The organism is Shewanella basaltis (assembly GCF_023283885.1).
Classification (GTDB): domain Bacteria; phylum Pseudomonadota; class Gammaproteobacteria; order Enterobacterales; family Shewanellaceae; genus Shewanella; species Shewanella basaltis.
In genome coordinates this window covers 146,835-159,822 of the sequence record NZ_JAKILA010000002.1, presented here as the reverse complement: position 1 = coordinate 159,822, position 12,988 = coordinate 146,835, and the positions used below count along the sequence as shown (strand labels likewise).

Annotated in this window: 8 protein-coding genes; 4 read left to right on the top strand and 4 right to left on the bottom strand. The window is 43.0% G+C overall.

Annotated features, from left to right (window positions below; genetic code table 11):
- Positions 1 to 123 precede the first annotated feature (123 nt).
- Entirely contained in the window at positions 124 to 705 is a 582-nt protein-coding gene (locus L2703_RS02475) for a TetR/AcrR family transcriptional regulator (protein ID WP_248969561.1), read from the top strand.
- Between the two features lie 423 nt (positions 706 to 1,128).
- On the opposite strand, the gene L2703_RS02470 is transcribed toward L2703_RS02475, so the two are convergent.
- Positions 1,129 to 1,377 carry a TIGR02922 family protein gene (locus L2703_RS02470; RefSeq protein WP_248969560.1) on the bottom strand — a complete coding sequence of 83 codons (249 nt, stop codon included), beginning with the start codon at positions 1,375 to 1,377 and terminating at the stop codon, positions 1,129 to 1,131.
- A 413-nt stretch (positions 1,378 to 1,790) separates the two neighbouring features.
- Between L2703_RS02470 and L2703_RS02465 the strand changes: the two genes are divergently transcribed.
- Entirely contained in the window at positions 1,791 to 2,516 is a 726-nt protein-coding gene (locus L2703_RS02465; protein WP_248969559.1) for a YebC/PmpR family DNA-binding transcriptional regulator, read from the top strand.
- Between the two features lie 100 nt (positions 2,517 to 2,616).
- Here L2703_RS02465 and hpf read toward each other — a convergent pair whose 3' ends face one another.
- Positions 2,617 to 2,973 carry a ribosome hibernation-promoting factor, HPF/YfiA family gene (gene hpf / locus L2703_RS02460; RefSeq protein ID WP_248969558.1) on the bottom strand — a complete coding sequence of 119 codons (357 nt, stop codon included), beginning with the start codon at positions 2,971 to 2,973 and terminating at the stop codon, positions 2,617 to 2,619.
- 417 nt (positions 2,974 to 3,390) lie between these two features.
- On the opposite strand from hpf, the gene L2703_RS02455 reads away from it, so the two are divergent.
- Positions 3,391 to 4,041, top strand: coding sequence for a DsbA family oxidoreductase (locus L2703_RS02455; RefSeq protein WP_248969557.1), 651 nt, complete (start codon positions 3,391 to 3,393; stop codon positions 4,039 to 4,041).
- Positions 4,042 to 4,681: 640 nt separating this feature from the next.
- Here L2703_RS02455 and pulA read toward each other — a convergent pair.
- Complete coding sequence (gene pulA / locus L2703_RS02450; RefSeq protein WP_248969556.1) at positions 4,682 to 9,019, bottom strand: pullulanase-type alpha-1,6-glucosidase; 4,338 nt, start codon at positions 9,017 to 9,019, stop codon at positions 4,682 to 4,684.
- An 84-nt stretch (positions 9,020 to 9,103) separates the two neighbouring features.
- Positions 9,104 to 12,058, bottom strand: a complete 2,955-nt coding sequence (locus L2703_RS02445; RefSeq protein ID WP_248969555.1) for a TonB-dependent receptor — start codon at positions 12,056 to 12,058, stop codon at positions 9,104 to 9,106.
- 409 nt (positions 12,059 to 12,467) lie between these two features.
- On the opposite strand from L2703_RS02445, the gene L2703_RS02440 reads away from it, so the two are divergent.
- A complete protein-coding gene (locus L2703_RS02440; RefSeq protein ID WP_248969554.1) occupies positions 12,468 to 12,908 on the top strand; it encodes an OsmC family protein in 441 nt (146 codons plus the stop codon).
- The last annotated feature ends 80 nt before the right edge of the window (positions 12,909 to 12,988 follow it).

Sequence of the window (12,988 nt, the reverse complement as noted above, 5' to 3'; positions counted from 1 at the left end):
ATACATTCAAGATTAAGCTTAATTGAATGCACATTCAAGTAAATTTTGAATACTAGTTCAATTTTAGTTAGACTCAAGCGATATGAGTTATCACGCTTTGTTGTTGATCTGAAGTAACCGAATATGAGACACGCTGAATTTGATAAAGAAAAAGTTCTGCGAGCTGCGATGTGTACCTTTATGGTAAATGGGTACGCTAACACCAGCATGCAGGATCTCACTAAAGCCACGGGATTACATCCGGGGTCGATTTATTGCGCGTTCGAAAATAAAAAGGGGCTATTTATTGCGGCTATTGAGCAATATCAACATGATCGCAGCCAGCAGTTTAAGCAGTTATTTGCCAATGACCGCTCAGCCATTGACAACCTTGGTCGCTATTTAGCCTTAATAGTGCAAGAAGGCTTAAGCTGCGATGCCACGCAATCGTGTTTACTCACTAAGTCTTTAAGTGAAATGGGCCAACAAGACGAGCAAATTAAACAATTAGCATGTCATTTTTTACAATCATGGCACCAAGAATTAGCGCAGGTATTTGATACAGCAAAAAAACAACAACTGATATCACCACACAGCGACAGTCATTTTTTAGCACAATATTTAGTGATGGGGATTTATGGTTTACGCACCGTCGCCAGCACGCAGGCCAATATTGACGTGCTACAACCATTAGCTGACAAACTGTTACACGACTTGATAACCTAAATAACCTCAACTCTGGATAAGAGATGTATTGATAACGATATAAATCAATAGATTGACTAAAATCCACTGTCAAGCTTGTGATTTGTTTTGCTAACAAGGCGAATTAACGCGTCAATAGCTAGCCTATTGCAAGTTAATTCAACGCAGTGAGGAAGGCAAAGGACTGCTTGAAAGGCGTTTGTTATCCAGAGTTGAGGTTAAATAACAAACACACGTCAAACCGTGCTTTATCTCATACTATTGCGGCTAATCGCATGTCGCTCGCTTTAGGGTGATTAGCATGAAAGTGGTGTGGGTTAGCACATTGACTGTTAGCATTATCAATACATCTGTTATTCATCAGTACTGCGCTTGAGCAAATGATTTTGCGCAATAAAAAAGACACCGTAGCGTCTTTTTTATTTTAACAATGCCAGCGCTACATTAGCCTACAGTGCGCTGCGAATAAACACGCTCACCTAATGCATTGAGTATGGTGCATTCACCTTCAAGTACCGCAATAATTGACTTACCACGACGAAATGACTCAGGGATCATGACACGCCCCGTTTTGCTCACATCAAGATCTGTCAGCACGGCATTGTGCATTTCAAGGCCTGCGGGAGCTTCATAAAAGAGCACGGTAACCGTTGCACTTTTAACTTGGCCTGCATCAGCAGATTCAGAATTCATATTAGGACTCTCATTTCTAACAAACTATATAAGTGTAGAAATGATATTGATTGGTGTACATATCAATATCAACTCAGAATAAATGGACATAGCATCCGACTAAATCCATGATTTTGTCACAGAGAAGTCCTTTCTCTTTTTATTGTTATATGTTTACGTTTATCGATACTTTATAGTTAAATTGTATTATCGATTGAGCAAACTTGATACATAAACATAACACATCTGATGTGTAAATATGACTATTTAGAGCAAACTCACAAAGCAATACAGTGTAAAAAGCAAAGACGATTGACGCAGTATCCGTAGTATTTCAACAATATTTATGATCTGCACCTAAACACATCGGCTTATTCCTGCTAGAATCGGCAACACTTTTACGACCTCCATTTCCGAAATATAACGAGATCAAGATGGGCAGAGCATACCAAAACCGTAAAGAATCAATGGCTAAAACCGCAGGCCAAAAAACTCGACTTTATTCGCGCTACGGTAAAGAAATTTACATTTGCGCCAAGCAAAGCGGCGTTGACCCTGATGGCAACTTAGCATTACGCAGCTTAATTTCGCGCGCTAAGAAAGACCAAGTGCCAGCACATGTGATTGAACGTGCAATTGAAAAAGCACGCGGCGGTGGCGGTGAAGACTATGATACTGCACGTTACGAAGGGTTCGGCCCAGGTGGTTGCATGGTGATTGTTGACTGCTTAACCGACAATGGTAACCGCACATTTACTCAGGTGCGCCAGGCTTTTGTAAAAAATGACGCCAAATTAGGTAGCCCAGGTACTGTTGGCCATATGTTTGAACACCAAGCCGTGTTTGTGTTTAAAGGTGAAGATGACGAAGCCATTTTAGAGTTACTGATGATGGCTGAAATCGACGTTACTGATGTTGAATTAGAAGATGGCATGATCAGTGTTTTTGCTCCTATTACTGAGTTTAACAACATTAGAACCGCACTCACAGAAGCGTTCCCAGAAATAGAATTTGAAGTAGAAAACTTATCTTTTGTGCCTCAAACCATGACAAGCATTTCAGGTGAAGACATTGAGACGTTCGATAAGTTTATCGCCGCGCTAGAAGACTGTGATGATGTGCAAAACATCTACCACAACGCTGAGATTGACGAAGAGTAATCGACGGTTTAATACCATTACCAATGAATCAGTAATGACACAACAAAAACGCAGCAATTGAGCTGCGTTTTTTATGGGAGAGACCGGGTAAAATCACGGTTTAACGAAGGTCCATCTCTTGGACTTTTTCATAGGCGATTTCAGGCGCCGTAACATCAGGCTTGTCGTGTAAATCTGCTTTTAATTGGCCTTTACGGTGTTTAAGTGAGGCATCTAACTTTTTAGCGGCGCTTGCAATAGCCGGATACATAACTGCATTATTACCTTTTGCAGCAATTCGAGTTCCTTCATAGTTGGTTCGAATTTCAACATCAAATTCACCATGCTCTTTAGCGATAATGATGTCTAGCGAAATAAGCGTGGGAAAATGGCTAGCTATTTTAGCGAATTTTTCTTCTACGTGTTGTTTGACAGTATCAGTAACATCAACATGGTGACCAGAAAGATTTATTTTCATAGATTGTCCTTAACAGAATTTTACTTGCCAAATATATCGCGTGGTTCTATTGCATGCTGACATAAATAACATCGTTGTACAAATGCATGCTTACATTATTAGACATGGGGCATGTGGGTAATATCACAAGTGGTTAAATTGATCATGTGATGTGTGCGTCAAGACCAATAGTGTTAAAACCATCTTGCATGGGCTATATCAAATCGACCTAACCCTTACATTGATTAAACATCAGATTACTGTTTAAGTATAGACACATTTTTAGCCCCATTGGTTGCAACTTTTGTGTTGTTTACACAAATGGTGATAAACCCATCAATTAACCGCTAAAAGCAGTTAATTTATAAGCAAATATAGCAATTTAATTTTTTTAGGTTTAGCTAAATTAAGTCGAATTAATCATTTATAGGAGCCAGCATGGCAACAAAATCACTGCAAATCGACATCGTTTCAGACGTCATGTGCCCTTGGTGTATCGTGGGTTATCGCCGTCTTGAGCAAGCATTAAGTCAATTTGACGACTTAGATGTCACACTGCAATGGCACCCATTTGAACTGAATCCTGCAATGGGGCCAGATGGACAACATTTAGGCGAACACATTGCCGAAAAATACGGTTCAACCCCAGAACAAAGCGCACAAAATCGTCAACGACTCACGCAAATGGGAGCCGATTTAGGTTTTACGTTTAACTTTTCTGACTCATCACGCATTTACAACACCCTACTTGCGCACCAGTTATTGTATTGGGCAGCCGACTCCGGCAAGCAAACTGAACTCAAACTGGCATTATTTACAAGCTACTTTACCGAGCAGAAAAACCCAGATGATATTGAAGTGTTAGTTGAAGCGGCCACCCGTGTAGGCTTAGATGCAATAGAAGCCCGTATGGTACTGACCGACAAGCGATTTGAAAAAACGGTTCAACAAGAAGAGCAATTGTGGATAAGCCGTGGGATTCAAGCCGTACCCGCCATAGTCTTTAATCAACAGTATTTAGTGTCTGGCGCGCAAGACCCAGCAACCATCGCAGAGTTAATCACTCAGCTCACCACTGACGCGGCCTAATACCATTCCGCGTTAGCAAGTGATCTCTCAGCGAGAATTTAAAAGGGCTTAAACAAGGCGAATGACTGAATGAATAGTTATTCTCTTTCGAAGTCATGCAACGCAGTATAAGCCCTTTTAAAACTCGCCTGAAAGGAATGCCCCAGCGGCTTTTGCTCTGCGTTCTCGCTATTTGAAAGGGAACAACCATTACTACATAGCGACGCCTTAATCAAAAACCGCTGGACGCATTCTGAGTGGTCACTTATTAATGCGGAATGGTATAATACATGCCTTGTCGCCATTAACATGAAACCCAGCATTTGCTGGGTTTCGTATTTTTAACAGCGCAACAATTGCTGCGCTGTACCTAGGGCCTGTTGATCTTTCAAGGTTGTTTTTGCAGCGAATTGTTGGCCATTACTCATATACAAGTGCGCGGCAGAGACTTTGAGGTGTAGTTATTCTACATAAAAAGTCGATAACGCAGTAAAAATGACCAACAAACGCTGCCAACAGGGTTCGGCTAAAAACGTTTTACTCTTTGTTGAACAATGCTTTAAAAATAAAAAGTTGCTTAGGTGACTAGGCTACAATCCATTCGCCTCGATTAACACGTTTTTAACTCGAACACAATTCAACCAGCAAAGATCAACAAGCCCTAGTTTAGCTTAGTCACCATTAATGTGGGTGACTCGGCACTAGGGCCTATTACCGTAAAGCGATACGTGCCAGCACTTGGGGCATCAAAAAGCATGTTAGCGCCTTTTTTAGCTAAGGTTTTTAGCATGCCCTGTGTTACCACTGTATCACCCGCAATGGCACCAAAATCGACGGTAGACCAGTCTGCGGTTGCAATTTTAAACTCATTATTTCCCGCAGCAAGGGCAATATCGACGTGATACACTGATGATCCTTGATACACTAAAGCATCAACTTCGCCCCAGCCATTCATGCCACCACGGATAAACACAGTATTGCCTGCAAACATCTCGGTTTTATTGATGGTTAATACCGGCTCGCTGCGATTACTCATGTCAAAGGTAAAACTGTATATTGCATCGGTATCGATTGTGACACTCAAGTTGCCACCTTTGACGGCAAGCACTTTGTCAATGCCAAGCTCAACAGCCCCATTAGCATCGGCACTACCGTAATCGACTGTGTCCCAGTCACTTGAGGCCACTTTAAAGCCTTTAGTGCCTGCGCTAAGCATGATTTCAGCTCGGTATATACCGCTACCAAGGTAAACCATTTCATTGTCGGTAGACCAGCCATTCATATCACCGCGTAAAAACACCGGGGTATCGACAAATGGCTCTTCGTTATACACAGACAATACAGGGTTTGCTTTATCGGCAACATTGAGCGAGAACACATAGGTTGCATCACGGCTTGCGGTAAAGGTCATATTAGCCCCTTTTGCTAGCAGCAAATGAGCAATATTTTCTTCAACAACGGCGACATCACTCGATACCGCGCCAAAATCAACTGTGCTCCAGTCGGCTGAGGCAATTTTAAATTGATAACTATTGGCGGTAAGCGAGATAGCAAGGCGGTATTCACCATTTCCAACATAGGTCAACTTATCGACTTCACCCCAGCCGTTCATGTCGCCGCGCACAAAGATATCTGTACTGCCAAATGGCACAACATCAGGAGCACCCGCTGTTGCGTTGGCTTTTAATCCCTCACCTTGTGTATCGCCTTGTAATTTAACAAATACAGCCGTTGTGTAAGGCGGTACCGTAAATTCTCCTTCGCCATCTCCTTGGGTAAAACTGGCTTGTTGTACTCTGCTATCAATAGACATCTGTTGAATTGCATGCAAACTAAAACCGCTGGCTGTGGTAATTGTGTGTGATTTGGCTTCATCACTGCCATTAATCATCACTACCACAGCATCAACGCTTGGATCGACATCCGTTAGGCCTAGGCCATCGTCGATACTCATGACTATCACACCTTGCTGTTGGTTTTTTCCAATATTGTGAAAACCAACCCGATCGATAATGTCTTGCGCCGTCGTTAATCTAAACAGCTTGCTGGCATGTCTAATGGCTAAAAACTCGTTAAATACCGCTGATGCAAATTCAATTTCAGAGGCTGATGCAGATGCATTTGGGTTTGCTGAAATACCACTAATGAGGCTCCATTTGCTTTGGTTATCTTGTGCTAATGGTAAGCCTACGTTCCAGTTATTACTGTTTTTGGTAAAGTCGACCCAGTTAAACCAATCTCCGGCATCATAGGTGTTACGATCCATTGATTTGGAGCGCAGCATATCGCCACCCATTTGTAAAAACACAATGCCCTGGCTCATTAGCGGAATAGTGGCAGCAATATTTTGCACCCGCACACGCTGTTCAAGCGACAAACCAACATCATGTTTATATTGTAAAATATCCCATAAGGTTTCGTTATCGTGCTTAGATACGTAGTTTATGCTGTCGGCAGGATCAAGTGCATAAGCGGTTGGTTGGCTGTTCCAGCTAAAGCTACTGCCTTTGGCTGAATTACCATTAAAGTCTTTTAATACATAGTGTTGTAAGTTACCTGCCATGGATAGGCGTAAGGTATCTTGATCGCGTAAGTAGTCATCTTTTTGCTCTGTGGCAAACAGTGCTCCTCCACGAACGGCTTCTCTAATTCGGTCATTAAATGTCCCAACTTCAGAGCCTGCCATATTCGCTTGAACGGCTTGCTCAAATAAACGATTGTCGGCAACTTCACCAAAATTCCAACCTTCGCCATAAAAGTAGTTATCAGGATCGACCGCTTGCACTGCATCACGCGCCGCAAGAATGCTGCTTTTAGGCATGTGACCCATCACATCAAAACGGAAACCATCATAGCCATATTCTTTGGCCAAAATAACCATTGAGTCGGTCACAAACTTATCCATCATACGGTGTTCTGTTGCGGTATTATCACAACAGGTTGAGGTTTCAATTTTACCGCTGATTTCGTTGTATCTGTGGTAATAACCAGGAACGACTTTATCGAAGACTGAGTTATCCCAAAGACCTGAAGCACTCGTATGGTTATATACCACATCAAGTACAACCCGTAAGCCAAGCTCGTGTAATGCTTGGTTCATTGCGCGCAGCTCTTTTACACGCGCTGTGCCTTCTGAGCTTGATGCATAACTGCCCTCAGGTGCAATAAAGTAGTGTGGATCGTACCCCCAATTAAAACCATCATAGCTGCGAAGCGCGCCAACAAGTGCTTGCGCATCTGCTGAGCCGGGTAAAAAGTCAGCTAAAATTGAGGCTATGGTGGCGGTTTTGTCCTGGGTTTTACAGGCATTTGCCGCATCAGCAATTTGAGTGCATAACTTGCCTAAGGTATCAGTGATTTCAATACGCTTTGTTATATCTTCATTGATGGTGGCGATATCTGTTGTGGGTAACACATGAAAATGCGTGACACCGGTTTCTGCCAGTTTTCGTAAATGCTCAACCGGGGCGCTGCCCGATTCAGTAAAGGCGAGATACTTACCACGATTAGCCACCGAAGTGCTTTCATCTCGGGCACTAAAGTCACGTATATGGCCTTCGTAAATCACGATATCTTCAGGGTGTTCAACGGTCGGAATATCATGACCGTCCCACCCACTAGGTTTTAGATCGTCATCACTGAGGTTAATAAACTGGCTGTAACGGCCATTAGTCGATACGTTAAGCGAATATGGATCTGTGGTTTCTAGGGTTTCAATTTTTTTCGTTAATGGATGATAAACCTTCACCTCATAACGATAATATTGACGATCTAAGCTCATCTCACCTTGGTAAGACCAAATCCCTGTGGTGGTATTTTCGGTCATCGCATGGGTATTAATCAGCTTTTTAGCGGCATCAAATACTTTTAGATTAACCGACAAAGCCGTTGGCGCCCACACATTGACATTGATGTTACTGCCATCGTATATCAGCCCTAAATCGGCTTCATCGGCGTCGTTGTCGTCTGTTGTGTATAAATCGTCTAATACTTTTGCTGCTTGCACATAGGTTGCAGCCACTGGTTTATTGTCGCTGTCGTATGCCACCAGCACTAACTGCTCTTTAGCCATTTTTTTAGCTTGTTCGGCAGTTAAATCAATCTGGTAAGCTGGCCAGCTTGCAAGATGAGGCACTCGGGCTTTTAGGTTGTCATTTAACTCGGTTTCAGTTAACTCCATTTGTGCGCCATTGATGTTGCCATCGTTGTCGGCCTCGATGCCTGCCGTAGCTGAATGGTGCAACACAAACTTGGCAATGCCGTCGGTAGGTTCATTCCACACTAAGGTTTGTTTATCTAACCAATGCGCACTTGCACCGTCGATAGCAAATCCAACGTCTAAAATAGGGTAATCGTATACGTCAGCTTCACCATGAATGGTAAAGTTAACCCGATTAAATTGTGCTTCTGGCGCGGTGTCATCTTCGTAAGCTTTAAGATTCATGATTAAGTCGGCGTCGCCCAATGCTTTACCTGAACCTTCAGTGCCAACATGAATAATAAAGTTACCGCAGTCGCTGTAACCGTCTTTTAAATTAATCACCCAATATGCGCCATAATTGGGGTCGATGCCATCAAACGGATGACCATTTGCCCAATCGCTTGAGTCAAATGGCGGTGCATAGGCATCACAAGTGTCGTTGTTCCAAGTATGAAGTTTATAGCCTGGGTAATTAGGATTACTGCTACTGTTGTCTTTATCTTTTATACGGTTGTAATACAACACGGCTTGATTTGGTCCCGCCAATACCACTGGTACCGGTAAGTCTGGGTTATATCCAACAATACAGCTTTCGTTTTTAGCGTCAGGGAACTTTGGCGCTGGGCAACTCAATGGCGGCGGCGCGACACATTCTGTACCTGCAGCATTAGGCACATTTGGCACATTACAGGTTAGTAACACTTCGCCTGGGGCAGACGAGTCGCCACCGCAGCCCACTAGTACGGTCATGCTCAGTGCCAATACACTCAGCAAAGACATTGTTGATTTGGTCATCATGACTGGCTTCTCCCTCTCGCATCTTGCCTGTTGGCAAGCTGATGATTTTTAATTGTTGTTATAAGTTGTAAACCCGCATATTGATTACATGGCATAAGTGAACCCCAAATAAAATTCGCGGCCAAAATATTGCAAAGTACCGGTTTTTTGTTGATTACCGAAATAACTCTTAGTGGGTTCATCGGTAAGGTTATTGACTTGAAATAGCAGACCGAGCCCTTCAGTGACTTGATACGAGGCTTGGTAATCGATAACGGTTTCGGCATCAAAATTAACAACTTGCTCATTAATCGCTACTTGCTCAGATACAAACTCATCGCGATACCTTGCACTCACACGGGTTTCGAAACGGTCATAAGCATAAAATAGCGTGGCGCTGACCACATTATTTGATAAACCGGGTAAGTCTTGTGTGGTGGTGTCGCCACCTAGGTTGGTAATCGATTGCACCTCTGATTCGGTATACGAATAACTAGCATTAAACCCTAAACCAGACCAGGGCTCAGGAAGAGACGCAAACACTTGAGTGTAAGCCAGTTCTACACCACGAATGTAACCGCCTTTGGCATTGTTAACCGCGGTGGTGTAGGTGCCATTTGTGGTCGCAATTTGTTCACCACTTTCTTCGTCAATAATGTAATCTGGCACGTTAAAACCATTGGCCTTAAAATCAAAGTTTTCAATGGCTATCGTGTCAATGAACGAATCAATATTTTTATAAAATACCGCAGCAACAAAGGCGCCTTCGTCAAAGTAACGCTCATAAGATAAGTCATATTGATCAGCATAAAACGGCATTAAAAATGGGTTATTGGTACTTGAACCATTAATTTTCCCATCATCTGAAACTGAGGCACTAATATCACCGGCGAGGCGGTTTATCGGTGGTCGAGACATTACTTTAGCTGCCGCAAAACGAATCAGTGAATCGTCGGTAATGTTAACGTTTATGTTAAGCGATGGAAGATAATCGGTGTAACTAACACCTTGAACGGTTGAAACGTAGTTTTGGTTAATAATGCCGACACTGTCTGCAATATTTTGTGCACCTAGATTAATATCACCGTCGACATTTTGTAGCATGGTGGCTGACTGATCAGTGTCAACCCTACGTACACCAATATTACCTGTCACTGGCAAACCGCCAATTTCGGTATTGATATTGGCCATCACGTATGCCGACAACACCTCTTCATATACCTCTCCACTTTGTAACATTGTCCAAGAGTAGTTGGTGGTATACCCATGAGGGTCGACAACGCCATCGGCATTACCCCAGGTTTGCACAGGTTGCGGTACACCATTTGGAAACCACGCATTGAGTGCCGCATCCAAATCAATCGCTAAGTAGGAAGGGAAATAACTAAAATCCCCTTGCCAATCGACAACGGTAGTCATGTCCTCGGTCAATTTAAGTGGCGGCTCTGACTTAGAAAATGCACCATCGTTGCCATATTCAAATACCGAGCGGTCGTTTGAGTAGGTACGATCAGAAAAACGAGCACCAAACTCAATACTAGATATAAAATCAGTGTCTAAATCATATTTAAAATCGATACGGTAGGCTTTCACTTCATCTTCATTTACAAAAGGATAAATACCGTATTTACTCACCATGACACGATTAATGTCTGAAAATGCATCAGCCTGATTAAAACCAATATCTGGCAAATCTAATCCATTAAGCAAATAGCTAATTGACACATTCTCATCAAATATTGGCGTGTCAGCATTGGCATCAACCGCCACATTTGACCACAGCAAACCATTTCGAAAATCACTTTTTGCAGACGATAATGACACATCAACATTCACGTTTAAGCGATCGGTAACTTGCCAGTCAGCATTAATGCCAAAACTGTTGACCTCATCAAAATCCTGGTTGTCGTCGTTAACGATTTCTACGCGGGTATAACTTCTTGAGGTGCGGTTAAATGTGCCGCCAATGACACTGTTACCATCAAACACTGGATTGGCCACACTGGCATTACGCCCACCCAGCTTTGCTCGAAATCCTCGCGCAAATGACTCACTGTCAAAACGTGACATAAACGCATCGGCTTTCAGGATAAAGTTATCGACTGGCGCCCATTCAATCGCGCCCATGTAACCATTTCGCGTTTCAACACCACCTAGGTGCTGCATTTCAAAGCCTTCGCTGATGTATTCAAAATCAGGGTTGTCGACGGGGCCATTGCTGTCGTTTGCTACGCCGTCGAGTTCTTTTGAATCGTTGTAAGCAAGACCAATAAATTGAGTGGCAACACTTGGCTGTTCAAGACGAGCATAACCGACTGCAACACCTAGGGTGTCTTCTAAAAATTTACCTTGATAAGAAAAGCTTAAACGGCTGCCGTATTCTTCAGCACCAAACACCTCACTGGCTCGGTCGTTATGCATGCCGCGTGCATTGGCCACAAAACTGTGGTCTTTATCAATGCTCAATGGGCTGACGGTTTGTAGTTCAACCGTACCCGCGACACCGCCTTCAATAAGCGATGCCTTAGGCGATTTGTATACCGCTGCAGAGCTGATCAACTCTGAGGGGTATTGGTCAAACTCTATACTACGAGAGCCGCTAGTCGATACCTGCTCGCGGCCATTTAAGGTTGAAAAAACAAAACCACCAGACATGCCACGAATATTAATTTCAGCCGCTTGACCACCGGTCCTCACCGCAGAAATACCCGGCAAGCGAGTAAGTGCATCTGCCATTGACACATCAGGTAATGCCCCTAAATCATCGGCCGACAACTGCTCTGATACCGTATCACCAAAGCGCTTTGAATTAAGCGAGTCAATCAAACTTCGGCTATAGCCTTTTACCGAAATTCGCTCAATTTCTTGGTTATCATCTGCGGTTATCTCTGTTTTAACCTCTGGCTTGTCAGCCGCTAAAACTGCAATTGACTCTTGGGTTGGATTGGCTTTAATGGCCTGCTGAGCATCATTTGCAGAAGCAACAGAGGCCATGAACATCACGCTCACACCGGCTGTAGCTAATGCTAACGCTAATACACTGGGTTTACTTTTGAGCATTGGTTTTTCCTTCACCATATCGACTTATTAGCGATCCAATACTCAGTTATACCGCGTCAATTAACCGTAATATCGGACATTTATTATCCCGATATACTAGACATTAGCTCGAATAACACACAACACGATGCATACGTATTCATTACAATTTGATAACAAATCAAGATTTAACGGCAACGGAAAATGACGCTGAATGAGCAAGGCAACCCCTGCTTTTTTAGACACGATTGACTGTTGTTATTTCGACACACTTTGGGGTTTTTTGAGCAGTATTTTTTACAGCAAACACATGGACATTTAGCCTAGCTTGGTGTTGAATAAGTCATCGCTTTACTCACCTTCGCTCTGACAGTAAACGGTATATTAAGTCATGATAAATACCACACATAAGTGGCTTTAGGAGTACAGAATGGGCTTTAAAACAACGGTAAATTGGCAATCTTCCCCTAGCGAAGAAGGTGAATTTAATCGCGATCACCAAGTTAAATTTGGCACAGGGCAAACCATCGAGGCATCATCGGCGCCAGAATACAAAGGTAATGCTGAAAAAGTAAACCCAGAGGAAAGTTTATTAGCGGCATTATCGTCGTGCCACATGCTGACCTTTTTAGCCATTGCCCATTTAAAACGATTGCCTGTGTTGAGCTATGTTGACAATGCCACCGCCGATTTAGGTAAAAATGAGGCTGGCAAAATTGCTGTAGTCAAAATGACTCTTGAGCCAATCGTCACCTTTGCTGAAGGTGTTGAGGTTGACCAAGAAACCCTAGAAAAAATACATGAAAAAGCGCACGCAAACTGCTTTATTGCCAACTCAATTGCCTGCGAAGTTGAAATTAAAACAAGCTAACCTGATGTGGTGTGATTGAAAAAAATGCCCCTACCAAATTAGATTTGGCAGGGGCATTTTTTACTTACAGGCATGGTAAC